Origin of the sequence: Acinetobacter sp. ANC 5600 (genome assembly GCF_002018395.1) — a bacterium.
GTDB classification, from domain to species: domain Bacteria; phylum Pseudomonadota; class Gammaproteobacteria; order Pseudomonadales; family Moraxellaceae; genus Acinetobacter; species Acinetobacter amyesii.
Window position 1 is genome coordinate 1 of record NZ_MVKW01000007.1, and the last position, 23,952, is coordinate 23,952.

At 41.2% G+C, this 23,952-nt stretch carries 26 protein-coding genes and 1 pseudogene; 10 read left to right on the forward strand and 17 right to left on the reverse strand.

Annotation, left to right across the window (positions count from 1 at the left end; genetic code table 11):
- Positions 1 to 415 precede the first annotated feature (415 nt).
- The 3 genes from B1201_RS13565 to B1201_RS13575 all read right to left on the reverse strand — a co-directional run bounded on the left by B1201_RS13565 (position 416) and on the right by B1201_RS13575 (position 2,928).
- Entirely contained in the window at positions 416 to 1,363 is a 948-nt protein-coding gene (locus tag B1201_RS13565; protein ID WP_143221705.1) for a hypothetical protein, read from the reverse strand.
- 215 nt (positions 1,364 to 1,578) lie between these two features.
- Entirely contained in the window at positions 1,579 to 2,217 is a 639-nt protein-coding gene (locus B1201_RS13570) for an ATP-binding cassette domain-containing protein (RefSeq protein WP_078194007.1), read from the reverse strand.
- A gap of 114 nt (positions 2,218 to 2,331) precedes the next feature.
- Positions 2,332 to 2,928 carry a TetR/AcrR family transcriptional regulator gene (locus tag B1201_RS13575; protein ID WP_078194008.1) on the reverse strand — a complete coding sequence of 199 codons (597 nt, stop codon included), beginning with the start codon at positions 2,926 to 2,928 and terminating at the stop codon, positions 2,332 to 2,334.
- Between the two features lie 95 nt (positions 2,929 to 3,023).
- Between B1201_RS13575 and B1201_RS13580 the strand changes: the two genes are divergently transcribed.
- A complete protein-coding gene (locus B1201_RS13580; RefSeq protein ID WP_078194009.1) occupies positions 3,024 to 4,229 on the forward strand; it encodes an oxygenase MpaB family protein in 1,206 nt (401 codons plus the stop codon).
- Positions 4,230 to 4,276: 47 nt separating this feature from the next.
- On the opposite strand, the gene B1201_RS13585 is transcribed toward B1201_RS13580, so the two are convergent.
- The 3 genes from B1201_RS13585 to def all read right to left on the reverse strand — a co-directional run bounded on the left by B1201_RS13585 (position 4,277) and on the right by def (position 7,477).
- Positions 4,277 to 6,364, reverse strand: coding sequence for a TonB-dependent copper receptor (locus B1201_RS13585; RefSeq protein WP_078194010.1), 2,088 nt, complete (start codon positions 6,362 to 6,364; stop codon positions 4,277 to 4,279).
- 72 nt (positions 6,365 to 6,436) lie between these two features.
- Positions 6,437 to 6,856 carry a DUF2946 family protein gene (locus B1201_RS13590; RefSeq protein WP_143221628.1) on the reverse strand — a complete coding sequence of 140 codons (420 nt, stop codon included), beginning with the start codon at positions 6,854 to 6,856 and terminating at the stop codon, positions 6,437 to 6,439.
- Between the two features lie 90 nt (positions 6,857 to 6,946).
- Positions 6,947 to 7,477 carry a peptide deformylase gene (def, locus tag B1201_RS13595; protein WP_078191459.1) on the reverse strand — a complete coding sequence of 177 codons (531 nt, stop codon included), beginning with the start codon at positions 7,475 to 7,477 and terminating at the stop codon, positions 6,947 to 6,949.
- Between the two features lie 119 nt (positions 7,478 to 7,596).
- On the opposite strand from def, the gene B1201_RS13600 reads away from it, so the two are divergent.
- From B1201_RS13600 to B1201_RS13610, 3 genes are all read left to right on the forward strand, one after another.
- The gene (locus B1201_RS13600) at positions 7,597 to 8,751 is read left to right on the forward strand and encodes a LysM peptidoglycan-binding domain-containing protein (protein ID WP_078194011.1); all 1,155 of its coding nucleotides are present in this window, start codon (positions 7,597 to 7,599) and stop codon (positions 8,749 to 8,751) included.
- Between the two features lie 110 nt (positions 8,752 to 8,861).
- Complete coding sequence (gene dprA, locus B1201_RS13605) at positions 8,862 to 10,043, forward strand: DNA-processing protein DprA (protein ID WP_078194012.1); 1,182 nt, start codon at positions 8,862 to 8,864, stop codon at positions 10,041 to 10,043.
- 31 nt (positions 10,044 to 10,074) lie between these two features.
- The gene (locus tag B1201_RS13610; RefSeq protein ID WP_078194013.1) at positions 10,075 to 10,644 is read left to right on the forward strand and encodes an L-threonylcarbamoyladenylate synthase; all 570 of its coding nucleotides are present in this window, start codon (positions 10,075 to 10,077) and stop codon (positions 10,642 to 10,644) included.
- A 437-nt stretch (positions 10,645 to 11,081) separates the two neighbouring features.
- Here B1201_RS13610 and B1201_RS13615 read toward each other — a convergent pair whose 3' ends face one another.
- Positions 11,082 to 11,963, reverse strand: coding sequence for a DMT family transporter (locus B1201_RS13615; RefSeq protein WP_078194014.1), 882 nt, complete (start codon positions 11,961 to 11,963; stop codon positions 11,082 to 11,084).
- A gap of 122 nt (positions 11,964 to 12,085) precedes the next feature.
- Here B1201_RS13615 and B1201_RS13620 point away from each other — a divergent pair, with 122 nt between their 5' ends.
- The 5 genes from B1201_RS13620 (at position 12,086) to B1201_RS13640 (ending at position 16,074) form a co-directional block, all read left to right on the forward strand.
- Positions 12,086 to 12,844 (forward strand): AraC family transcriptional regulator, encoded by a 759-nt coding sequence (locus tag B1201_RS13620; RefSeq protein WP_078194015.1) that lies wholly within the window; start codon positions 12,086 to 12,088, stop codon positions 12,842 to 12,844.
- 144 nt (positions 12,845 to 12,988) lie between these two features.
- Entirely contained in the window at positions 12,989 to 13,534 is a 546-nt protein-coding gene (locus B1201_RS13625; protein ID WP_078194016.1) for a glutathione peroxidase, read from the forward strand.
- Positions 13,535 to 14,017: 483 nt separating this feature from the next.
- Complete coding sequence (locus B1201_RS17255) at positions 14,018 to 14,134, forward strand: RcnB family protein (RefSeq protein ID WP_265734191.1); 117 nt, start codon at positions 14,018 to 14,020, stop codon at positions 14,132 to 14,134.
- Positions 14,135 to 14,279: 145 nt separating this feature from the next.
- Positions 14,280 to 14,903 (forward strand): hypothetical protein, encoded by a 624-nt coding sequence (locus B1201_RS13635; RefSeq protein ID WP_078194018.1) that lies wholly within the window; start codon positions 14,280 to 14,282, stop codon positions 14,901 to 14,903.
- A gap of 157 nt (positions 14,904 to 15,060) precedes the next feature.
- A complete protein-coding gene (locus B1201_RS13640) occupies positions 15,061 to 16,074 on the forward strand; it encodes a pirin family protein (protein WP_078194114.1) in 1,014 nt (337 codons plus the stop codon).
- 7 nt (positions 16,075 to 16,081) lie between these two features.
- Here the strand turns inward: B1201_RS13640 and B1201_RS13645 are convergent, their stop codons facing one another.
- Positions 16,082 to 16,549 carry a hypothetical protein gene (locus tag B1201_RS13645; RefSeq protein WP_078194019.1) on the reverse strand — a complete coding sequence of 156 codons (468 nt, stop codon included), beginning with the start codon at positions 16,547 to 16,549 and terminating at the stop codon, positions 16,082 to 16,084.
- A gap of 105 nt (positions 16,550 to 16,654) precedes the next feature.
- Here B1201_RS13645 and B1201_RS13650 point away from each other — a divergent pair, with 105 nt between their 5' ends.
- Entirely contained in the window at positions 16,655 to 17,098 is a 444-nt protein-coding gene (locus B1201_RS13650) for an ATP-binding protein (RefSeq protein WP_078194020.1), read from the forward strand.
- A 6-nt stretch (positions 17,099 to 17,104) separates the two neighbouring features.
- Here B1201_RS13650 and B1201_RS13655 read toward each other — a convergent pair whose 3' ends face one another.
- From B1201_RS13655 to atpE, 9 genes and pseudogenes are all read right to left on the reverse strand, one after another.
- Entirely contained in the window at positions 17,105 to 17,410 is a 306-nt protein-coding gene (locus B1201_RS13655; RefSeq protein WP_078194021.1) for a hypothetical protein, read from the reverse strand.
- Positions 17,411 to 17,551: 141 nt separating this feature from the next.
- Positions 17,552 to 18,030: pseudogene (locus B1201_RS13660) on the reverse strand (DUF2846 domain-containing protein).
- Positions 18,031 to 18,159: 129 nt separating this feature from the next.
- On the reverse strand, positions 18,160 to 18,579 hold the full coding sequence (locus B1201_RS13665; protein ID WP_078194022.1) for a F0F1 ATP synthase subunit epsilon: 420 nt from the start codon (positions 18,577 to 18,579) through the stop codon (positions 18,160 to 18,162).
- A 26-nt stretch (positions 18,580 to 18,605) separates the two neighbouring features.
- Entirely contained in the window at positions 18,606 to 20,000 is a 1,395-nt protein-coding gene (gene atpD / locus B1201_RS13670) for a F0F1 ATP synthase subunit beta (RefSeq protein ID WP_078191473.1), read from the reverse strand.
- A 29-nt stretch (positions 20,001 to 20,029) separates the two neighbouring features.
- Positions 20,030 to 20,899: a F0F1 ATP synthase subunit gamma gene (atpG, locus tag B1201_RS13675; RefSeq protein ID WP_078191474.1), complete on the reverse strand. Its 870-nt coding sequence runs from the start codon at positions 20,897 to 20,899 to the stop codon at positions 20,030 to 20,032.
- A gap of 88 nt (positions 20,900 to 20,987) precedes the next feature.
- Positions 20,988 to 22,532, reverse strand: coding sequence for a F0F1 ATP synthase subunit alpha (gene atpA, locus B1201_RS13680; protein WP_078194023.1), 1,545 nt, complete (start codon positions 22,530 to 22,532; stop codon positions 20,988 to 20,990).
- A 42-nt stretch (positions 22,533 to 22,574) separates the two neighbouring features.
- Entirely contained in the window at positions 22,575 to 23,111 is a 537-nt protein-coding gene (locus B1201_RS13685; RefSeq protein WP_078191476.1) for a F0F1 ATP synthase subunit delta, read from the reverse strand.
- A gap of 12 nt (positions 23,112 to 23,123) precedes the next feature.
- On the reverse strand, positions 23,124 to 23,594 hold the full coding sequence (locus B1201_RS13690; protein ID WP_078191477.1) for a F0F1 ATP synthase subunit B: 471 nt from the start codon (positions 23,592 to 23,594) through the stop codon (positions 23,124 to 23,126).
- Positions 23,595 to 23,632: 38 nt separating this feature from the next.
- Entirely contained in the window at positions 23,633 to 23,878 is a 246-nt protein-coding gene (gene atpE, locus B1201_RS13695) for a F0F1 ATP synthase subunit C (protein ID WP_000424060.1), read from the reverse strand.
- Between the last annotated feature and the right edge of the window lie 74 nt (positions 23,879 to 23,952).

A 23,952-nucleotide genomic window follows, 5' to 3' on the forward strand; every position in this document is an offset into this window, starting at 1 on the left:
ACAAGTTGTTCTTCATAATCTCTTAATGATCTTCTTGCTGGTTCGTCACCAGCAAGCTAGGTCGGCTATATTACTCTTTATTTCTAAAGAGTCAACCGGTAATTCAAATTATTTTTAAACTTATCAAATAAAACCCAACTTAATCAATTCAACCAAGTCATTGTTTTATCAGAAGTTTTAATCTTCATCACCGCCGATGGATGTGCATTCTACAGCATTTCTGATCCAACGCAACACCCTTTTCCATTTATTTTTAATTTTTCATTACGTTTGTTTATTTATTCTACTAAATCAGCGTTTTTTACTTAAAAAAGTGTTTTTAGCGTACAGAAAGCATGCGATATGCCAGAGGCACCCATAAGATAAACATTAAAACTGGCATAACACCGTGCACTTCTTCAGGTTTTCTATACAACTACTGAATAAATGGAATGGCGATACCAAATAATGTCGCCATCAATAGCACATCAACGAATCCACCTTTCAGTAGTAGCCAGACCAAAACTGGCACACTCATCAACAAGCCAATTATCAATAAAACACAGTATTCGTATTTCCTGAGCTGCCAAAGTGTGAACCCTTGAATGACCCAGAATTGTTCTGCACATTCAAAATTTGATTTTAAGTCCATTTTTATCACGCCTAGATTGAATAAACTCAGTGCAATATAGATGGCACACATCAATTGGAATAATTGTGAAGCAGTGAAATCAAGGCTCATGATGTTCCAAGTGTTCACCTGTGTGGCGAACCAATACAAAATCACGACCGCTGTAACCGAAATACCGATACTAACTATACGATGGGTTAGAAATCTTTTATGAAATGCCTGACGAATAATGAGTTTATTTTGATTGAGCCAGAGTGGGCTATATTTCTGTATCAGAAATACGCTAGGTACTTGCAGCTTTATTGGTTTTAATTTTCTGCCGAGCAGCCAAAATTTTATTGCCGCTATACAGATGAAAGTAGATAACAACACCGCAACGAGTTGAGCGTCCAATATCGCTAGGCACAAAATGGGCAAATATGTCAAAAGACAGACTAAAACCCAATTTTGATTCTGTTGTAAAAACAGCATTTGTATGATTAATAAATTAAAGATCCAAAGTAGCATCAATACACTGATGCCAATGGAAGGCAAAAATTCATACTCAACCCAAACATATAGAAGCGCTAAAACAAATGGCAATAACAGCAAAAAGCTTAAACTGCCTAAAAATTTGATTTCCACTGCAAAACGACTTTTGAGCGTGATGGGCAATAGCGCTAGATAGCGATACCCTTCCCCACCGCTCAAAGCTTTACGTTGTATCGCACACCAAAATACATTTAAGGCAAGAAAGCCAGTCCAAAGAAACACATTCGTGACTATTGATTTGCAATAAACCAAATCAATAATGGGCTGTACTAATGATAAGAGCAGTCCGAATAGCATTGGCCCGAGAATTAATGTGATTAAAATAAGTAAATGCTTTTGCCGTGCAACTGCGTCTGCTGTGGTCTTGACATAAAATGTCCATCGATATTTCAAAAGCGTTTTTATGATTGTTCGCTGCCTAACATGTCTTTGTTTATTCATGCCGCCTGCTCATTGGACTTTAGCCGATCTAGCTCGATGATTTTTGCTGCAAGACTGTCTCTAAATACTGGATCATGGCAAGACAATAGAATCAATTTCGATTGGCTCTGCTGTAAAAGTATACTTGTTAATTCAGCCAAGGCATTTTGATCTAAGCCATTGCTCGGTTCATCCAAAATCAGTAAAGGTGCCGAAGTCATTAAGGCTGCAACCAATAAAAACTTTTTGGTTGTGCCAAAAGACATGTCAGCAAATGGCGTGGCTAAATAGTTTTCTAATTTAAATTTTTCAATGAAGATTTGATACTGCTCATGCGCTATCCCTCGAATATCACACATTAAATTCAGAAACTCCTGCCCTTGTAAAAAATCATAAATAGGGCTTTTATCTGGCACATAGGCCACAAGTTTCTTGTATTCATTGTTGTGAAGGGCATATTGCTGATCATTAATCAAAATATTGCCTGTATCGAAATCCAACATCCCAGCAATCATCGCAAGTAAGGTGGACTTCCCTACTCCATTCTCAGCAACAACAGCGACAATTCCGAATTCGCTTAACCCTAAATTTAAATTTGAAAATATACTTTTTCCCGCAAAAGATTTGGACAGTTGCTGCAAGCTCAAAGAAACCATGATGATGTTCCTGATTTATTATCTTAAGTTATTGATTTATTATTAATCTATCTTCACATATCTTGGATCTGAATTAAATAGATTATTTGATAGACAAACTTAATTTTTTCAGTGTTATTCACTATCTAAATACGCCAAAATCATCTTTGATAATTCTACTTTAAGTTGTTGTTCTGTAATTAAAAAACTATTATTGCTCACATAGCGCATCATGGTAAATAAAGTACTATTAATGATCACAAAAGAGCGATGTTTCAGCGTTTCAAAGTTCCAATGTGAATAATAGCGATTAAATAAATACATCCCAACTTCAAAAAAATGCTTTTCCAAAACCTGAGAGGCATCTGAATGACTGTATTGATGCCAATGTTTTAAGATCTCAATGAAGAAGCCACGATCAGCTTTCAACATATCAAAGCCAAACTGAATACAAAGTGGGATCACCTCATAAATACTGTGCTGCTCTTGCTCCACGACTATATTTTTTAGTGCCAACCCCAATTGTTCTGATTTTCTGAGCAGTAATTCTTCTACGATTTGTTCTTTATTTTCAAAATATTGATAAATTGACCCAACGCTCACGCCAGATTTTTCCGCAATTTTGGGCGTCGTCAGCTCCAGTAAACCTTGTTCTGCAATACACAACTGCGCAGCTTGCAAAATGCTTTCCACGATCATTTTCGCGCGTTGTTGTTGTGGTCTTTTTCTCATTCTTTTGCTCTCCAATGCGATAGTGTTATGCGAATTGAATGCGAATAAATATTCATATTAGTGTGGCATGAAACAATAACATTGAAGATCAAAACATGACCACTCACTTCAATACCCGGCTGTCTTCATTTCAGGCCACGCAGCAATCTAATCTGCTAAGTTTTCTGCTGTCTCATTTGACGGGTCAAGCTGCACAGCCGAATTACCCTCAATATCTTGCCCTCAATAAAGCCCTGCAATGTGGTGATCCACAGATGGAAAAAGTGCTCACGTGGATGATGCAGAACCCTAAACAGCATCGTGAATATTTTGAAATCGCTTTATTTAAAGGTGTAGAGCAACTTCCCTTTTCTATTCCCGAACTCGAACATTTTTTTAAGCATGTTGAACAAATACCGCCTTGGTTAGAGCCAGAAAAAATACAGCAAGCCCTTGAATTCACCCATCGACTCGGGATTAACAATGGCTTTATTTTGCGCGACCTTTCACTCATGGTGGGTTATCTCTTCCCCGGTTTCAATCAGCCACTCATGCTGACCGGTGCTTTAAATAAACAAGCCGGTACACGTCTGGCTGAAACCACTAAATGGTGGGTAGATATCACTGAAGAACGCGGACTCGAACGTTTGCATGCGGGATTTACATCGACGATTTATGTGCGTTTTATTCACGCTTTGGTACGGCATCAACTCCAAAAAGGCAAAGACTGGGATTTTGCAACGTGGGGGGTACCGATAAATCAATTTGACTTGGCGATGACCAATCTTGCCTTTAGCAGTGTGGTACTTTTGGGCATTCGCGCTTTAGGAATTTTTCCGTCAAAACAAGAAACTGAAAGCTTTTTGCATTTTTGGCGCTATGTCGGCTGGTTGATGGGTATTGATGAAAAATGGTTAATTGAAAAAGAATCTGACGGTTGGAAACTGCTGTATTGGATGCAATTTGTACACCCCCAATCCGATGCAAGCAGCATGGCTCTCGGTGCCAGTCTCTCTAAAGAACCTTTTGAAAGACAATACAAATACCTCCGACCATTTCAGCAAAAACTGGCTTATCGACAACATCTGGAGCTGACACAATTTTTTATTGGCAAAAAACGCATGCATAAATTAGGGCTCAAACCCCAATCCGCCGCATGGTTTGCCTATTATTTATTGGCTAGAAATCTCGTCCTATATTCAGGTGCTAAGCATGTTCCGAGTTTAAATCAAAAGTTACAGCAAAAAGGCCGTGCAATTCAAAAACTCGGTTTAGCACTGTATCAAAGTAAAGCCAAACAACTGGCGAGTATGCACCAATAAAAAAAGCAGAGCGATGGCTCTGCTTTTTGGATGACAAATATCAGAACTTAGAATTTCATCGAAATACGTGCCCAATAATTGCGACCGATATTATTAAACTGTTGATCGGTCGCTAAGCCTGTCCCTGCATCACCTAGTTTATTTAGATGTTCGGTATAGGTTTTATTCAGGAGATTATCCACACCCACAGATACATCTACACCCTCATTAATATGATAAGTACCATTTAAAGACAGTGTGCCAAAACCTGCACTTTCTTTCAGGTCATAACCCACGATATTGCCTTGGTACGCACTGATACGATTTTGTCCATCAACCACACGCCAAAACGCTCCCAAAGTATAATTATCTTGGATATAACGTAGGTTGATACGTGCTTCTAAAGGTGAAATTTGTGGTAATGGCTTGCCATCTGTGGTGTTTTTACCCCACGCATACATTGCGCTAACATCGGCTTGAATATGATCGCTAAATTGATAGCCAATCCCCGCTTCAGCTCCCGCAATAGTCGCATCGACATTTTTCGCACCCGCACTAAAGGTTGAACCATGATCATGCTCACCTGTATTTGGATGATCGTGATAACTCATCAAAATAAAGTCCTGAATCAGCCCCGCATAGGCAGACGCCCACGAACTGAATGCGCCATGTTCATGTTGATAGCCCACATCTAACTGCAAGGTTTTTTCAGGCTCGACGCCATTAAAGGTGTTTGTTGTACCTGCATTACCGTGTTTAGGACTAAATAACTCCCAATAATCAGGCATGCGTTCCACATAGCCTAGACCGATATAGGTTTTACCATTGTCATGTTCAGGGTGTTTATTTTCAAAACGAATAAAAGCACTTGGCAAAGTTTCATTCAGCTCCGTGTTATAGCCACTCGCTTTCGAAGCGGCACGCTCATCTTTCACTTGCACTTGATCGAGACGAAGTCCGGAAACCAACTTATTGTTGTCACTCAATTGATAACTGACTTCTCCAAAACCACCATATGACTGAAACTTCATATCTGTTTCACGTGCTTTGTCTTTATAGCTATTGCGCATCCCTTTGCGAATACTATGTTCATTGTTCTGTGTGTCAATGCCTGTGACAAAGTCAATCTTATCCCATTGATGAGTAACAGCCAGACGGGCATTTAAGGTTTCTCGTGCCACGTTGGAAGCCATAGGCATATTCATCATGCCACTTGGTTGAAACTCACGTAAGCTGAAGTTATCCATGACATGATCATTAAAACTATAGTTGACCTGTGCTTCGATTTTTTTAATCACCTCCGTGACATTCTTTTTCTCGACACGAAGGCCTAAGCTTTCACGGGCAAATTGCGAACCATCCATTGAACGGCCTGCGTATACCGCCTCACCATCGGCTTTACCTCCAGTAAGTTCTACCCATGTATCTTCGTTTGGCGTCCAACCGAGTGCCAAATCTGTATTCCAACGCTCCCAGTCTGACGGCACAGTATTACCATCTCCATCTTGGTAGCTGTCTGCAACAGACCGGCTAGCATTTAAACGGACATATTTATGTTCATCCCCTACGGCCGCTTCGACATTATGATCTAAACGACCATAAGAACCGATCATCACACTGGCTTGACCACGGTAGTTTTTATCAGCATCCAACTGTTCAGGTTTACGTTCAAACAAGACTGTTGCAGCAGAACCTGTATTGGCATATTGAACCGTTTGAGGTCCTTTAATTACTGAAATTCGGTCATAACTTTCAGGGGAAATATAAGACGTTGGTGCATCCATACGACTCGGACACGCCCCTAGATTTTCTGTGCCATCGGTCAAAATTTTAATGCGTGAACCAAACATGCCACGGAAGGTTGGATCTGCATTGGTTCCCCCATTTTTAATGGCACTAAACCCCACAATACTTTTTAAATAATCGGCCCCATCACTGGCAGGTATCGGTTGAATCGGCTGTTTGGGGTTGGCACGAACAATCAGGCCATTGGCATCATTCCCCTGATGTGACGTCACCACAATCGGTGCCAAAGTCTGTACGGCATTGGTTTCCGTCATCTCTACGGACATCTCATCAGCCATCACCGTAGTTGAATAGCAGGCAACACAAATTGCAGCCGCAAGAGGCTGTAGAAAAAATTTAGGCTGAGCCATGTTTATCTCACAAAATACATAAATAAAGGCGTACCTGAGTCCTCAAAGACCCAAGTTAAAAAAACGTCGGATTTATGCAGCGAGTGGCGGGGCTCGACCTTGCGGAAGTAAAAAGAGTTGTTGAAGAACAAACCAGACATGCTTGAAAGCTTTTTGAAAAGCAATTAAACGAACTTGAATTCGATCAAGCACTTCTTTCACATCAAGTTCAGGGGGCAAAACCAAATTGCCGTAGACCGTACAATACTGACATTGATGACTGGCATCATGTTCATGGGCAGTATGATCGACTTGAACTTGCTCTACATGAGCGGATGATGAATGGTGTGAATGTGCGGTATGTTCAGTATGAACATTGGGAAGTAAAAGCGCACGCGTAATGGTTTCGCAGACCGGAGCAACTTGATATTGCTTGGGCAACAATGGCTGTAAAAAAACAGCAATCTGCAAAAAAACGGCTGCAAAGGACAGCAGCACTCCACTACGAAACAATACAGGCAAACCCTAACATTTGTCTGACCCAAGTATAACAAAGCCCAATCGAAATTGGGCTTGTCTCAGGTATTTTTTAACCGCGATCAATTAACGCTTAACTGCGACTTTATCTTTTTGACGTTGGCGAACCAACTTTTCCACTTTGTCACGTGCACGTTGACGTTTCAAAGGCGATAGATAGTCGACGAATAACTTACCATTTAAGTGATCCATTTCATGTTGGATACAAACTGCGAGAAGTCCGTCCGCTTCCACTTCAAATGATTGACCTTCAAGGTTAATTGCCTGAATTTTTACACGTGACGGGCGCTCAACTTTATCGTATATTTGAGGCACTGATAAACAGCCTTCTTCATAGGGCTGCGTCTCTTGCGTCAATGGCGTAATTTTGGGGTTAATAAACACCATGGGTTGATCTTTTTCTTCAGATAAATCCATGACTATCAGCTGAATATGGTGATCTACCTGTGTTGCTGCCAGGCCAATTCCCGGTGCTTCATACATAGTTTCAAACATGTCGGCTGCTAACTGACGAATTTCATCAGTAACTTCTTCGACTGGTTTTGCAATGGTACGAAGACGGGGATCGGGGAAACTTAAAATAGGTAATAAGGCCATACGACGTCCTCACTTATGCCATTGATCAAAAAACAAAATGAAGGAATGCTTCATCAAAAAATTGTGTGTAATATCGTTATTATAACGCAGTTACATACATAATTTTAGGAATTATGATAATGAAAAAGGTTTTGAAGGGCATGCCAACTTTTAGTGCCTTGGGGTTTAAAAAACAATTATTGGCACTTACAGTCTGTGTAAGTGTGGGGATGGGAATGGTCAGTGTTGCAGAAGCTGCCCCTGCTCGTAACGTCAATCCACCGTCATTGAAGGCAGGTGCGCCTCAAGTTTATGTGGTGAAAAAAGGCGATACGTTGTGGGATATTTCCAAGCGTTTCTTAAAAAATCCTGTGCGCTGGCCTGAAATCTGGGCGAGCAATAAACACGTGAAAAATCCGCACTGGATTTTCCCAGGTGACCGCCTATTAATGTGTACCTACAATGGCCGCCCAATCATCGGTAAAGATGAAGGTGATGGCTGTGACGGTATTATTCGTCGCTATACAGGTGGTACTAAACTTCAACCACAAGTTCGTGTTGAATCCCTCAACAGTGCGATTCCGGTTATTCCATTGGAATATATTAAGCAATGGCTTGAGCGCAGCATGATTGTTGCAGCTGATTCTGTGGAAGGCACACCTTACATTTTAGGTACAGCTGATCAACGTGTATTAGCTGCCAAAGGCCAAACAGTTTATGCACGCGGCCAAGGTATGCAAGTCGGTCAACGTTATGCTGTTTACCGTGAAGGCGAACCGTACATCTTTACCGATGCAAACGGCAAAAAATACAACGCAGGTTTAGAACTGACTCAAGTCGCTTCAGGTGTTGCCGTTCGTGGTGAAAACGACATTACCACTTTAGAACTGACCGATACTTATAATGCCGAAGTTCGTCGTGGCGATCGTGTTCTTCCTGAATATGACCCAATGCTGCCAACGTTGTTCTATCCAACCAATGCTGAAAATATCACTGCTGGCGGTAGTATTGTTCGTGTCATGGGCTCGATTGGTACTGCAGCGATTCACAGTGTGGTGACGATCGACCGTGGTAGCTTGCAAGGCGTTCAATCTGGTCAAGTCTTTAGCGTGAACCAAAAAGGTGAAATCGTGACTGATCCAAAAACCAAAGAACGTGTTCAACTTCCAGGACAACGTATTGGCAACATCATGGTATTCAAAACGTTTGATAACTTAAGCTATGCTTATGTACTTGAGAGCGAATTACCAATCAAAGTGGGTGCAACGATTCAGCCACCACTGATGGATGACTAAGACCAAATCCATAAAAATGAGGCTGTATTCAGCCTCATTTTTTATTATCCAACAACGATATCACTAATAATTTTAACCCATAAAAAGAAGACATATTCAAAGGTCTCATTATGCTCAACTCATTGACTGACTTGCATTTAGATTACATTCGCCTGTGGTTTGTGGTGCAACACTCACTTCGCAGTTTCTATAAAATTCAGCAGCACTATCCTGCCCTACACCACGCCCTTAAGCCTGATCAAATCACCACATGGCAAAAATTAGGACTGCATAAAAATCATTTAAAGCGCTTTGAGGAATTTCATAGCCCAAGTGGACAGCTTAGCTTTGAAAAATGTCTCAAGGATATTGAACAATACAGTGACTTTGTACTGATTCCTGAAGACCTAAACTATCCACAACAGCTTTTACCTTATAGCGACAAGCCGCCCATTCTATTTGTGCAAGGTAATGCCCAAGCCTTGATGCAACCCCAAATTGCGATTGTTGGTAGCCGCAAACCCAGTCCCCAAGGTCGGCAAATTGCTTATGATTTTGCTTATTATCTCAGTGAGCAAGGGTTCTATATCAATAGCGGTTTAGCACAAGGAATTGATGAAGCGGCACATCGCGCTGCCATACAACACCACAGAACCATTGCCGTGATGGGCACAGGTTTAGATCAAACTTATCCGACCGCACATCAGCGTTTAAGACAAGAGATTATCCAACATGGCGGCACCGTGATTAGTGAGTTTCTACCACATACCCCACCCCTGCAACACCATTTTCCACATCGAAATCGTATCGTCAGTGGGCTCAGCCTTGGTGTCATCGTGGCGGAAGCGGCATTAAAAAGTGGTTCACTGATCACGGCTCAACGCGCTGCCGAACAAGGCAAATCTATTTTTGCCATTCCAGGCCATATTTATAGTGAGTCGCATCAAGGTTGCCATCAACTCATACGCGAAGGTGCAATTTTGATTGATCATCCACAACAGGTCATTGAAGACTTGGCATTGGCTACACAATGGCAATCGCAGGCTGCCGAAACCTTAACAACCACCGAAATAGAGACACCCAAAACAGCAACACCAGACACCCCTCCACCCGAACCTATACCAGAACATTTAATTGCGCTGTATCGGCAGCTTGATTGGGTCGGCCAAAGCCTTGATCAATTGTCCATTCAACTCAAAATTGATACCGCGACATTGACCAGTCAACTGATGGAATTAGAGTTAATGGGCTATGCCACTCAACAAGCCGGACACTACCTACGTTGTCGAATGGGTAAATTAGGTTCACAATAGTCCTTTGTCGAATCAGATAAGGTCTATAGAAATGATTACCACCTCTGTTGCAGAAGCAGCTTCCTGTCTTAAAAAAGGTCAGGTTCTCGCATATCCTACAGAGGCTGTTTGGGGATTGGGCTGTGATCCCTACAATGAGCAAGCCTTTCTCGAAATTTTGCGCTTAAAACAACGTCCCATTGAAAAAGGTGTGATTTTATTGGCTGCGAATGTCGCTCAAGTTGAACACCTGCTTCAAGGCTTAACAGAAGATATGCGTCAGCAAGTCATTGCAACATGGACTAACCGTAAACCCAATGAACGTGCAACTACATGGTTATTACCGGCTGGCGACCATATTCCAACATGGATTAAAGGCAATCATCCAAAAGTCGCAGTCCGTGTGACTACCCATTCTTTATGTGTAGCTTTATGCCAAGCTTTTAATGGCTTTATTGTGTCTACCAGTGCCAATCCTGCGGGATTAACCCCTGCACGGTCCTTACAAGAAGCCAATCAGTATTTTGCCGATGAACTAAATTACTTAAATGGTGATCTCGGCCTAAGCCAAGAACCAAGCAAAATTATTGATGCTGAAACAGGTGAAATCATCCGCGCATAAGCTCGGATGCCTATCTATACCTGCCTTTTAGAAAATACAAACAAAAAAAAGCTCAGCCATATAGGGATGGCTGAGCATAAAAAAGGATGTGTATAAAATCACATCCAGAGGGTCTTGCAATCTCTGGGTAAATATCAAGTAATTATTAAGAATTACTTCCTCATTTACGATGAAAGTATTATGTAATATTTTTTTAAATTTAACAAATATATTTTTTATATAAATAAAAATACTAATAAGCACTTTATTTGTGATTTTATAACCACTTAGTCAAAATATGTCTCTATTTTTGATTGATTTTTAAGACGAGAATTTGTTTTTTTAATTCAGTTTTACACTCAAAAATCCATTTTCAAAAGATTTGCTCTATAAAAAATAAGTTTGTTTGCCTATTTTTTAATCAATAATTCTCATAAATTTTCAACTTTTTACTAGATTTACTTACGCTGCGCCAAGATCACCCCAGTAATCGCCATCACTGTGCCGACGGTATGATAAAACATCCACTGCTCAGCCAACCAGAAATAGGCAATAATCGCGGTAAATACCGGCATCAAATTCATAAAAATACTGGTGCGATTCGGCCCGAGATGTTGCACAGCCAACATCCATACCAACGGTGCAATCAATGATGGAAAAATTGCCGCATAAAATACACTTGGCGCATTCGCAGGATTAATCGCGTCAATGCCTAAATACAACACGAATGGCAAGTGATATAAAACGGCAAAGAAAATTTGTACATATAAGCTCAACAGTAGCGGAAGTTTCAATTGCCATTTTTTTAAAAACACCCCATAAAAGGCATAAAAGAACACTGCGAAGATCATGAGGATGTCGCCGAAATGTCCGCCCATATTCAGTAATTGACTGAAATCTCCTTGCGCAATGACAAACAATAGCCCCGTAAATGAAATCGCACAGCCCAAGATGGCATAGCGATTAGGCACATCTTTAATTAAGAAAAATGCAACGGCAATCGTAAAAACAGGGATAAAGGCATTAATGATGCCCATATTGGTCGCCGTCGTATAATGCGCAGCGGTATAGCCCAAACCTTGATATAACACCATGCCAAAAGCACTCAGCACAGCCAATTGCTGCCAATGCTGCTTGATCAGCTGTCTTTGCTGCCAAACGGTTTTCAGCATAAAAGGGGTTAATATCAAAAATGCAATAAACCATCGATAAAAACTGATACTGACCGGTGAAATATAATCAGTCACATAGCGGGTGACGGTAATATTCAAGGACCATATAAATACCGCGATCAGAGGCAAACAAATTGCAAATTTCGCCCAACGCGGTTGAAGCAACATGTCTGACTCCTCAATATATCGTGCAAAGATTGGTTTAGGTATTTTGAGTGATGTCTGTTTTAATTGAAATACATGATTTTAGACATTTATATTGTAGTTCCGACATTGACTCTTAGGCTTATATGACATCACCACCAATTGAACAACAGATCGAACTTTTTGAAGCACACTACACAGCATTAGATACGGTCTACCCGCACAGTTGTCTTTGGGGTGATTTTAATTTTTGTCTCGATGGTATTTTCGAATATGAAATACAAGGGCAACATCATCTCTCACCTGCCAGTTATGGGGTGTGGATTCCCCCACATACAGAACATTGCTCAGTCGCGATTGATGAGCAACCTATTCATTATGTGGCAATCCGACTGGCACCTGATCTCTGCATAGATTTTCCCAAGCAGACTGAAGTATTTAGCATCCAGCCTTTCTTTCGTTTGTTGGTGCAAGAAATTTTGACCTTTCCTACAGAGCAGCATACCACACCACCCTATCGACACCTGCTACAGGTCTTATTCGACCAGTTAAAAACAGCGCCCAAACATCAACATTATTTACCGCAAAGCCATGATGCAGTGTTAAAGCCGATCTTGGCGCAGCTCGCAGATGTACACCTTTTTAGCTTGAGCCTACAGCGATGCTTATCCAATGTTGGTTTGAGTGAGCGTCAGTTACTGCGGCTGAGTCAGAACGAACTGCAAATGAGCCTTTCTGAATGGCGAAACCGTGCAAAAATTATTTATGCCATTCAACAACTCCGCGCTGGTCAGTCTATTAAAGCTCTCAGCTATGAATTGGGCTATCAACACAGTTCAAGCTTTATTGAGTTTTTTAAACGCTATACAGGAAAAACCCCGAACCAACATCGTGCCTCAAGTTAAATACAAAGCAATAAACCAAGCATCAGCTCGAATTCTGCAAACTACTACAAAAATTATGCGAAAAGCCTATCGATAAAAGCTTGCTGTTCACCAGATTTCCCTTTAAAACAAGGATGAAAGGCACAACTTTAATTAGGAACGAATATGTCAGCTTCAGTTTACGATATCCCAGTAAAAACCATCCAAGGTGATGACATCACACTCAATCAATACCAAGGCAAGGTTTTATTATTGGTCAATGTAGCCTCTAAATGTGGGCTAACACCGCAATATGAAGGCCTAGAAAAACTCTATACAGAGAAGAAGTCGCAAGGCTTTGAAGTCTTAGGCTTTCCTGCCAATAACTTTTTAGAACAAGAACCTGGTTCTGAAGCTGAAATTCAAGAATTTTGCTCGATCAACTACAAGGTCGATTTCCCACTTTTTGCAAAAATTTCTGTTGCAGGCGCGGATAAACACCCACTTTATCAAACCTTAACCCAAGCCATCCCTGAACGCATTGGTGAAGGCCCATGGTGGGATGATTTAGTTGAATACGGTTTAACTCCAAATCCTAAGCCTGAAGTTTTATGGAATTTTGAAAAATTCCTCGTGAATAAACAAGGCGAAGTTGTGGCTCGATTTGCACCTGACATCAAGGCAGATGATGCACGTATTGTCGATGCCATTAACGCTGAATTAGCCAAATAATTCGACAATATCTCAATATCTCAATATCTCAATATCTCAATATCTCAGTTAAGATTATTATGATTTTAACTGAGATTGATCATTTTAAATTATCACAATAATAGCTATTAATTATCATATGATGACAATTTAAATAATTTATTCATTATTTTAATATTTCACATACACATTGTTCAAAGTTTCCCTGTAAATATTCATTATGATGAGTCTTATCAAATCACATCTAGCAGTAAACAGGTGAACTTATGAATACATTAATGAAAGCTATCGTTTTATGTATTTTTTGACAGCACGTGTTTCTGCGCTAACAATAGATGCACGGCAAAAAACTCAAAAGACGAAAACTCAACAGCACACTAAACAATACACACGGGTAAAAACCAAAGTCAGAACAAGAAAAAAGCTGTAAATCCTTCACATGATTGGCGTTTTGGACAAAAAGTACCTTCTGAATACCGTGGTCATCGCTACAAAGTAGACCACATTAAATACAAAAAATTGTCTAAACCAGGCAAAAACCAACAATGGATTAAAGTGAATGGCGACTACATTTTAATGAATGCCGTCAGCCACGCCATGATCAAAATCATTGCAGGTTAAACCCATCAAAACATCAAAAGAGGGCAAATGCCCTCTTTTTTTTGCTCAAGCGATTATTTTGTTATTGCTTTGCAACAATCTATTTTTAATCCACATTCTACCCCTATATTTAAAGTATAGAATTAATTTATAGTGTGATCATTGAATGAAAAAGCTCGTGCAGAATGCTCTTCTCCCTTTTGCCATTTTTAGTGGTGTTTTGGTGCTGATTGGCTGTGAACCTGCTACAGCACCGCAACAGGAACAAGAAATCGCTGCAGAAAATGATCATCCTGCAACTTCACCAACAAGTGAAAATCAATCCGCGACACAAAGTCAGGCGACCGATCAAAGCCAATTAAAAAGTGGCAATATGTTTTATATCGTTCGCGATGTTGCGGATATGCAACTTAAAGCGGGCACTTATGTTGAACAACTCAAACAAACGCAGGTCGATTTAGAAACCGCAGTCAGCAACCAAGATCATCTCCAATTGCAAAAAGCAGCAACCCAGCTGCAACAGCAGCTCAAAGGTTTCAATCAAGCTTTGAATGATTTAAATCTAAAAAGCACTGAGATTAATGATATTCGCAGCAATCTACAGGCAGCGAATCAGCAAGTATTGGCCTCACCTTTTCTCAATGGACAAGTCGATTTAAGCAAAGTTGATTTTCAGAAAATCCAAAATCAAATGGGAAATATTCAAGCGGAAATGCTGAAATTGGCAGGTATGTTGATCCAAGACCAAGCAGCTAAAAGCTCATCTAATGCAACCACTAAAACTGAATAAGTAGCGAAATTTAGTATTTCCATTGCATTCAACCTGTTGTAAATCAAAAAAGCGTTAGACCTTGAGCTAACGCTTTTTTCTTACAGTTCCGCTATAGAACACGACTGTTTTTCCTTTTAGATTAATGCTAAATAATAAAGCCAATGATGGAACAGTTATGTCAAACGCTGTGATTTATAACATTACACCCATTACCTTTCGTTTAGATTTAAAAGATCCTTTCTTATTTACAGCTCATCATATTGATCATTTTCCTGCTGCAAATGCAGACATGGGGCCAAAAACAGCCGCAGAGAAAGATGAATTCAATATGTACTATGGCGATGTGGTTCCAGGTTTCCCAGAGCATCCACACACTGGCTTTGAAACCATTACCTTGGTTGAACAAGGCTATGTCGATCACTTTGACTCATTAGGCAATGGCGGACGCTATGCTGCGGGTGATGTGCAATGGCTGTCTACAGGCAATGGCGTTGAACACTGTGAAATGTTCCCCCTACTGCATGAAGATAAAGCCAATCCTTTTGAACTTTTCCAAATTTGGTTTAATTCATCAGCTGAACAGAAAACCCATGATGCTGACTATAAAATGTTTTGGCGTGAAGAGATTCCTCACGTCTTTGAAACGGATAGTGAAGGAAAAAAATCGGATATTCGCGTGATTTCAGGGCAGTTTAAATCCACTGATGCTATTTCCCGACCGCCACACTCATGGGCGGCTGCCGCAGAAAATAAGGTCAACATTTATTTAATCACCATGCAAGCAGGTGCAGAGTTGGTGATTCCCGCAACAACAAGTAGCTCCAACCGTTTTGCTTATTTCTATCAAGGCAATACATTAGAAATAGAAGGTCAAACCATTCAGATGAAGCATTTGGTTGAACTCCAATCAGATGCCGACGTCCATCTCAAAGCAGGTGGATTAGAAGCACGGATTCTGTGGTTAGAAGGTGAACCGATTAATGAACCCGTGGCGATGCGTGGTCCATTTGTGCTCAATACCACGGAAGAACTCGATGCAGCTTTTAAACGCTATCGTGAAACCCATTTTGGAGATTGGCCTTGGCCAACACCCGCACCGGTCTTCAAACGTGATCAGGCTCGATTTGCCAGTTATGAAGGCGGTAAACGTGTAGAGCACCCAGAGCAGGAAAACTCACAAGCGTCTTAAAGTTCAATTAGTTGGATTGAGCAAATTCAAAAGTATTACAGTTTTTATCTTGTCCAAGTGCGCGCTGAACATCTTGTTTAAAACGTGCTTGGGCAAAGGTATATTGCTTCGGTAAAAATAAGGTAATACGTGTCGTCTGTGGATCTAAACTTTCGACCAACATTTTATGCAAATACGCCCCATGCTCAGTTCGTGCCATCAATGTCCCCTGCTCCAAATGCTCTTCTAAACGATTATCGGTATAGACGTATCGATTGTTCGCGGTAAACGCAACACAGTGATTATAGGCTTGTCGCAGATTTCGAAAGGCGGTCATATATGGGATTTTAAGCTCCGTACTGATGCCATTATCAACCGATTCAGCGACAAGTGCAGCTTCAGTGGGAAGATTGGGTGTCGTGACGTATTGGCTTTGACATGCAACGAGCAAACTATAACAAAGACACAGCGATAAACTGTTGAAAAATTTGTACATACGGACCTTTGCAACTTGTTCTTATTTATTTTGCAGAGATTGTAGCAAAACTGGGTTGCTGATTTAATACTCTACTATTCATTCCGTGCTTTCATTGCAAATGCTATGCAGCTGATTATTTTTACAGGCGTTCAAGCCTCTGGCAAATCCACCTTTTACATGTTGAATTTATATCATAGCCATTTACGTATTAATTTGGATATGTTGAAAACCCGACATCGGGAAAATATGATCTTTGAAGCTGGTTTGGCATCCAAAACAAAAATGGTGATTGATAATACAAATCCAGATCGGGAAGCTCGTGCTCGCTATATCCAACGTGCAGTTGATGCTGGGTTTGAAGTTATTGCTTATTATTTTGAAACCGATTTGGACAGTACCTTAAAGCGTAACAGTTTTCGTGAAGGCAAAGCCCATATTCCAGAAATTGGCGTGTGTGCGACTTATCGCAAGCTTCAAGTCCCGTCACAAGATGAAGGCTTTGATCAAATTTTTACAATTAAAATTATCAGTCACAGCGAGTTTTCAATTTTACCCATGCATGAATAACAACCATTAACCTGTTTTTTGGCTATCTTGCCATTTTTTAAAAGCTGATTGCATGGCCTGACGCTCATATGGTTTCACTAAACGACTTTCTAATGAAGCAAAATCACCTTTATAAGCAGCAGCGACCATCGAGTTTGCCAGTTCTTGAATACTCACGCGCCCACGGTGTTCATATTGCTGGACTTCTTCATGGGTGAGTTCAACATCCCAACATGACACGACAGAACTTAGATCAACCGCAATGCTCAAATAATATTGATCAAAGTCTTGATAAAGTTCCCAAAAATGCGGCTCATAGGCGATAAGGTTCATGGTGCAATGCTAGCTGATTGAATTTAATCACCATAAAGATTGCATTGAATAAAATATATTCAACTTTAGATTGATCAATTTCAACTAATTTAGGGATAAAAAACTACCCTTTCGAGTAGTTTTTTATCTACATATAAACCTTTATTTCAATGCGATGGTGGCTTTGCTGCAATTACCACCTTGTGCAAATGCATATTCGCTAACGGCCTTTTTGCCTGTTTGCTCATCAACCAGTTTTAAATTTGCCCCACCTACAAATGCGCCCATTTTAATAAATTGCTGAACAAAATATTGTTTATCTGCTTCAGTTTCAATATCCAAATGGTTAGGTGAAAATTCTGATTCAGTCGATATTGTATGTTTTTGATTACCCATTACTTCTTTATAAAAAAATACTCCACGAGAGGTTTCACCTAAACATTCCCCATCCACCCATACATCTTTCTTTAAGGCAGCGCCTTTCACAGAAGCTGAAGATATACATAAATTCCTGCATTGCCTTCTTGTGGGGCATTAAGTTGTTTTACTGCTGCTGAAGCATTTTGATCTGCTTTAGGTACGGATGCACACCCAACAAACCCCAAAGATAATAGTAACGTGAACAAGATTTTATTAGACATCATTAATTCCATTGATATATTTTTAAGCATATGAAAATTAAAGTTAATCAAAATATAGTCAAATTTATTTATTATTCAGGCATAAAAAAACCACCCTTTCGGGTGGCTCTTTCAATCTCAAACTGCGTCTTATTGAGCGCGGTTTTTGATTTTGCGGATGGTTTCCAACTGAGCAGCAGTTTCTGCAAGAGCAGCCAAAGCAGCAGCTGAGTCCAAGTCGCTCTTTTGATTTGCTAACAATTGTTCAGCTTGTTTACGAGCTTCAATAATTGCTGCTTCATCAAGGTTGTCAGCACGTACTGCAGTATCTGCAAGTACAGTAACAACGTGCGGTTGAACTTCAAGTACACCACCTGATACATAGATTAATTCTTCTGTACCATTTTCAAGCAGAACGCGGATTGCGCCCGGCTTGAGCAAAGTTACTAGTGGCGCATGGCCAGGCATAATACCCAACTCACCACCAGCACCTTTAGCAATTAGCATAGTTACAGCGCCAGAGTACAAAGACTCTTTAACACTTACAACGTCACATTGCATAGTCGCCATGAGAATCTCCTAAATTAGGGAACTAATTAAAGTTTCTCAGCTTTAGCAATAACTTCGTCAATACCACCAACCATGTAGAACGCTTGTTCTGGAATGTGGTCGTATTCACCAGCTAGAAGACCTTTAAAGCCACGAATTGTTTCTTTAAGCGGTACAAGTTTACCAGGAGCACCAGTAAACACTTCAGCTACGTGGAACGGTTGAGAGAAGAAACGTTGGATCTTACGTGCACGGTATACAGTAAGTTTGTCTTCTTCTGCCAATTCGTCCATACCAAGAATTGCGATAATGTCTTTCAATTCTTTGTAACGTTGAAGAACGTTTTGAACTGAACGAGCGATTTCGTAATGCTCAGTACCCACTACAAGTGGATCTAACTGACGTGAAGTAGAGTCAAGTGGATCGATCGCTGGGTAAATACCAGAAGATGCGATGTCACGGCTCAATACAACAGTCGCGTCCAAGTGAGCGAAGGTAGTCGCAGGCGATGGATCTGTTAAGTCATCGGCAGGTACGTATACCGCTTGGATTGACGTAATAGAACCAGACTTAGTAGACGTAATACGTTCTTGAAGAACACCCATTTCTTCTGCAAGAGTCGGTTGGTAACCTACTGCAGATGGCATACGACCTAGAAGTGCTGATACTTCAGTACCCGCTAGTGTATAACGATAGATGTTGTCGACGAACAATAGAACGTCACGGCCTTTACCGTTTTCGTCTTTTTCGTCACGGAAGTACTCAGCCATAGTCAAACCAGTCAACGCTACACGTAAACGGTTACCTGGTGGCTCATTCATCTGACCGTAGACCATTGCTACTTTGTCTAGAACGTTTGAGTCTTTCATTTCGTGATAGAAGTCATTACCTTCACGAGTACGTTCACCAACACCAGCAAACACAGATAAACCTGAGTGAGCTTTCGCGATGTTGTTGATCAACTCCATCATGTTTACAGTTTTACCAACACCGGCACCACCGAACAGACCAACTTTACCACCTTTAGCGAACGGGCAAAGTAAGTCAATGACTTTAATACCAGTTTCTAAAAGGTCAGTAGAAGCCGCTTGTTCTGCATAAGAAGGCGCTTGACGGTGAATTGGTAAACGAGCTTCAGTACCAACAGGACCAGCTTCGTCGATAGGGCGACCAAGAACGTCCATGATACGACCTAAACATGCAGTACCTACAGGTACAGAGATAGGCGCGCCAGTGTTAGTTACAGTAAGACCACGCTTAAGGCCTTCAGTAGAACCCATTGCAATAGTACGAACTACGCCATCACCAAGTTGCTGCTGAACTTCTAATGTAGTTTCAGTACCATCAACATGGAGAGCGTCATAGATCTTAGGAACGCTGTTACGTTCAAACTCGACGTCGATAACCGCGCCGATGATCTGAATGATACGACCGCTACTCATTGCTGTCTCCTCAATTCAAACTAATAATGTTAAACGGCAGCGGCACCACCAACGATCTCAGAGATTTCCTGAGTAATCGCGGCTTGACGCAGCTTGTTATAAATAAGTTGTAGGCTCTTGATCAATTCACCCGCGTTATCAGTTGCAGCTTTCATTGCAACCATACGAGCAGACTGTTCACATGCGATGTTTTCAATCACACCTTGATAAACCATAGACTCAATGTAACGAACCAATAAACCATTTAGAAGCTCTTCAGCTTCTGGTTCATAGATATAGTCCCAACCGTATTGACGATTTAGGCCTTCGCTTTCCTCAGCAGCTGCTAAAGGAACAAGCTGTTCGATTTTTTGGTTTTGAGTCATGGCGTTGACAAAGCCGTTTGACACTAGATAAATACGATCTAACTCGCCTTTATCAAACGCGTCTAACATCACCTGTACAGAACCAGTTAACTGTTCAAGACTCGGAGCATCACCTACGTTTGTAGTTGCACCAAGAACTTTACCGCCGTAGTTTTTAAAAAACGAAACCGCTTTTTGACCAATTAAAGCAAATTGAACTTCAATTGACTGCTCTTGTTGCTGTTGTACGTGTTTGACCACTTTTTTGAACAAGTTAATGTTCAAACCACCAGCAAGACCGCGATCTGAAGAAACAATGATATAGCCAACGCGCTTTACAGGACGTTCAACCATATAACGATGTTTGTATTCAGGGTTCGCTTGTACCAAATGAGCAATTACACGGTGCATATTTTCGGCATACGGACGGCCTTGAGCCATGCGCTCTTGCGCACGACGCATCTTAGAAGCTGCTACCATCTGCATCGCGCGAGTAATTTTCTGCGTGCTTTTGATACTAGCTACTTTGGCGCGAATTTCTTTTAAATTTGCCATACGCTTAACCTAGTATTCGAAAGCCCTTTCGAGCTTTCGAAGGTTGATCCGTGAACCAAACCAGAACCAGATTCAACATCGTTGAATCTTAGTAAGTTTGAGTCGCTTTAAAGCTTTCAATACCTGCTTTGATTGCTGCTTCGATTTCTTTATCGTAAGCACCAGTCTCGTCAATTTTTTGCATTAACGCAGCATGTTCTGAACGGAAGTAAGAGATCAACGCAGCATCAAATGCAACGATTTTCTTCACTTCTACGTCAGCCATATAGCCTTCGTTAGATGCATAAATTGAAACAGCTTGGTCAGCAATTGAGTATGGAGCATATTGTTTTTGCTTCATAAGCTCAGTTACACGTTGACCATGTTCAAGCTGTTTACGAGTTGCTTCGTCAAGATCAGAAGCGAACTGAGCAAACGCAGCTAATTCACGGTATTGCGCAAGAGCGGTACGGATACCACCTGACAATTTTTTGATGATCTTAGTCTGAGCAGAACCACCAACACGTGATACAGAGATACCCGCGTTCACAGCAGGACGAATACCTGCGTTGAATAATGATGTTTCTAAGAAGATCTGACCGTCAGTAATCGAAATTACGTTTGTAGGTACGAATGCAGATACGTCACCGGCTTGAGTTTCAATAATCGGTAATGCAGTTAATGAACCAGTTTGGCCTTTAACTTCACCGTTAGTGAATTTCTCAACGTAGTCAGCAGATACACGTGAAGCACGTTCAAGTAAACGTGAGTGTAGATAGAATACGTCACCAGGATATGCTTCACGACCTGGTGGACGACGTAGAAGCAATGAAATTTGACGGTAAGCAACAGCTTGTTTAGACAAGTCATCATAAATGATAAGCGCGTCTTCACCGCGGTCACGGAAGTACTCACCCATTGTACAACCAGCATACGGAGCAAGATACTGCATCGCTGCAGGATCAGCTGCAGCAGCTGCTACAACAGTTGTGTACGCCATAGCGCCAGTTTCTTCTAGCTTGCGCACAACGTTAGCGATAGTCGATTGTTTTTGACCAATTGCTACGTATATACATTTAATGCCAGAGTTTTTCTGAGCGATGATCGCATCGATCGCCATAGCTGTTTTACCAGTTTGACGGTCACCGATGATCAACTCACGTTGACCACGACCAACAGGGATCATTGTATCTACTGATTTATAACCAGTTTGTACAGGTTGATCCACTGATTGACGCCAAATTACGCCTGGTGCTACTTTTTCAACAGCATCAGTAAGTTTTGCGTCAATAGGGCCTTTACCATCAATTGGGTTACCCAAAGCATCTACTACACGGCCTAAAAGTTCTGGACCAACCGGAACTTCTAATACACGACCTGTGCAACGAGCTTTTTGACCTTCTTGAAGGCTTAAGTAGTTACCTAAGACAACGGCACCCACTGAATCCTGTTCTAGGTTCAGTGCCATACCAAATAAGCCGCCGTCGAATTCGATCATTTCACCGTACATTGCATCAGCAAGGCCGTGAATGCGCACAATACCGTCGGAAACCATAACAATGGTCCCTTCGTTCTTAGCGGTCGCGCTGGTGTCCAGATCGCCGATACGCTGTTTAATGAGCGCACTGATCTCGGATGGATTCAGTTGTTGCATTGCGCTATACCTCAATCTTTTTAAAGTTCAGTCTTCAAGCTGTTAAGCAAGAAGACGAGTCCGCATTTTTTCAAGCTTGTTAAGCGCAGAATCATCTATCACTTGGTCGCCTGCACGAATAACTACACCCGCGATTAACGCTGGGTTAACTTCTACTGAAACATTTACGGCAGCTTCGAATTTTTTCTCTAATGCATGCGCAAGTAATTGTTCTTGTACAGAAGTCAATGGGAATGCAGATTCAATCACTACATCCACAGTATTGTTATTCTGTGATTTGAGCTGTTCGTATTCTTCTGAAATTTCAGGAAGAAGTGCCAGACGGTCATTATCAGCAAGCAATGTCAAAAAGTTTGACACTGCTGCAGTCTGGTCTTCACCTAAAACTTTTGCGAAAACACTTACCTGCTCAGCAGGAGTAAGCTCAGGGCGATTTAGATAAGCTGAAAATGCTTCGTCTTGCACCGCAGCACTGAGCAAGTTTAATGCATTTGACCAAGCGTCAGTTGCATTTTGCTCAGAAGCGTAAGCAAATGCTGCTTTAGCGTATGGGCGTGCCAACGTCAAGAGTTCAGCCATAATCCGCCTCTCTTAAAGTTTAGCAGCCAGCTGAGTCAGCATGGCATTGTGAGCTTCTGCGTCAACTTGCTGGTTCAGAATTTTTTCTGCGCCAGTAACTGCAAGAGCAGCAACTTGTTGACGTAATTCTTCGCGAGCAGCATTGATTTCAGTATCAACAGCTTCTTTAGCTTGTTGACGAATACGCTCACCTTCAGCCGCAGCTTGAGTACGCGCTTCTTCTACCAATTGCGCACCACGACGGTTCGCTTGTTCGATCAATTGAGCCGCTTGTGCTTTAGCCGCATCTAATTCAGCTTTCACTTGTGCTTGCGCATCCGCAAGGTCAGCTTTCGCTTTTTCAGCAGCGTTTAAGCCATCAGCGATTTTACGCTGACGCTCACTAATCGCATTGATTAGTGGTGGCCAAACAAATTTCATGCAGAATGCGACAAAAATCGCAAAAGCAATCGCTTGGCCAATCAATGTGAGGTTGATATTCATTGCTATTCCTCAATAGTTTAATTTAGGAATTAAGCTGATTAACCTACAAATGGATTAGCGAAGATGAAGAACAAGCCAATACCAACACCGATCATAGGCACAGCATCAAGAAGACCCGCGATTAAGAACATACGAGTTTGAAGTTGTGGAGCCAATTCTGGTTGACGAGCAACAGCTTCTAAGAAACGGCCGCCTAGAAGACCAAAACCAATCGCAGTACCTAAAGCACCAAAAGCGATCAAGATAGCAGATGCAATTGCAACTAGACCTAAAGTGAGTTCCATGATAATTCCTCAGAGGTTAGGTTTATACCAAATTAAGTTAAAAAATTGTGTGCCCAACCACCCTTTGACAGTTG

Excerpts from the sequence above, each read along its gene's own strand:
- B1201_RS13570 (WP_078194007.1), bottom strand. The coding sequence starts at position 2,217 with ATGGTTTCTTTGAGCTTGCAGCAACTGTCCAAATCTTTTGCGGGAAAA.
- B1201_RS13575 (WP_078194008.1), bottom strand. The coding sequence starts at position 2,928 with ATGAGAAAAAGACCACAACAACAACGCGCGAAAATGATCGTGGAAAGC.
- B1201_RS13580 (WP_078194009.1), top strand. The coding sequence starts at position 3,024 with ATGACCACTCACTTCAATACCCGGCTGTCTTCATTTCAGGCCACGCAG.
- B1201_RS13585 (WP_078194010.1), bottom strand. The coding sequence starts at position 6,364 with ATGGCTCAGCCTAAATTTTTTCTACAGCCTCTTGCGGCTGCAATTTGT.
- def (WP_078191459.1), bottom strand. The coding sequence starts at position 7,477 with ATGGCCTTATTACCTATTTTAAGTTTCCCCGATCCCCGTCTTCGTACC.
- B1201_RS13600 (WP_078194011.1), top strand. The coding sequence starts at position 7,597 with ATGAAAAAGGTTTTGAAGGGCATGCCAACTTTTAGTGCCTTGGGGTTT.
- dprA (WP_078194012.1), top strand. The coding sequence starts at position 8,862 with ATGCTCAACTCATTGACTGACTTGCATTTAGATTACATTCGCCTGTGG.
- B1201_RS13610 (WP_078194013.1), top strand. The coding sequence starts at position 10,075 with ATGATTACCACCTCTGTTGCAGAAGCAGCTTCCTGTCTTAAAAAAGGT.
- B1201_RS13615 (WP_078194014.1), bottom strand. The coding sequence starts at position 11,963 with ATGTTGCTTCAACCGCGTTGGGCGAAATTTGCAATTTGTTTGCCTCTG.
- B1201_RS13620 (WP_078194015.1), top strand. The coding sequence starts at position 12,086 with ATGACATCACCACCAATTGAACAACAGATCGAACTTTTTGAAGCACAC.
- B1201_RS13625 (WP_078194016.1), top strand. The coding sequence starts at position 12,989 with ATGTCAGCTTCAGTTTACGATATCCCAGTAAAAACCATCCAAGGTGAT.
- B1201_RS13635 (WP_078194018.1), top strand. The coding sequence starts at position 14,280 with ATGAAAAAGCTCGTGCAGAATGCTCTTCTCCCTTTTGCCATTTTTAGT.
- B1201_RS13640 (WP_078194114.1), top strand. The coding sequence starts at position 15,061 with ATGTCAAACGCTGTGATTTATAACATTACACCCATTACCTTTCGTTTA.
- B1201_RS13645 (WP_078194019.1), bottom strand. The coding sequence starts at position 16,549 with ATGTACAAATTTTTCAACAGTTTATCGCTGTGTCTTTGTTATAGTTTG.
- B1201_RS13650 (WP_078194020.1), top strand. The coding sequence starts at position 16,655 with ATGCAGCTGATTATTTTTACAGGCGTTCAAGCCTCTGGCAAATCCACC.
- B1201_RS13655 (WP_078194021.1), bottom strand. The coding sequence starts at position 17,410 with ATGAACCTTATCGCCTATGAGCCGCATTTTTGGGAACTTTATCAAGAC.
- B1201_RS13665 (WP_078194022.1), bottom strand. The coding sequence starts at position 18,579 with ATGGCGACTATGCAATGTGACGTTGTAAGTGTTAAAGAGTCTTTGTAC.
- atpD (WP_078191473.1), bottom strand. The coding sequence starts at position 20,000 with ATGAGTAGCGGTCGTATCATTCAGATCATCGGCGCGGTTATCGACGTC.
- atpG (WP_078191474.1), bottom strand. The coding sequence starts at position 20,899 with ATGGCAAATTTAAAAGAAATTCGCGCCAAAGTAGCTAGTATCAAAAGC.
- atpA (WP_078194023.1), bottom strand. The coding sequence starts at position 22,532 with ATGCAACAACTGAATCCATCCGAGATCAGTGCGCTCATTAAACAGCGT.
- B1201_RS13685 (WP_078191476.1), bottom strand. The coding sequence starts at position 23,111 with ATGGCTGAACTCTTGACGTTGGCACGCCCATACGCTAAAGCAGCATTT.
- B1201_RS13690 (WP_078191477.1), bottom strand. The coding sequence starts at position 23,594 with ATGAATATCAACCTCACATTGATTGGCCAAGCGATTGCTTTTGCGATT.
- atpE (WP_000424060.1), bottom strand. The coding sequence starts at position 23,878 with ATGGAACTCACTTTAGGTCTAGTTGCAATTGCATCTGCTATCTTGATC.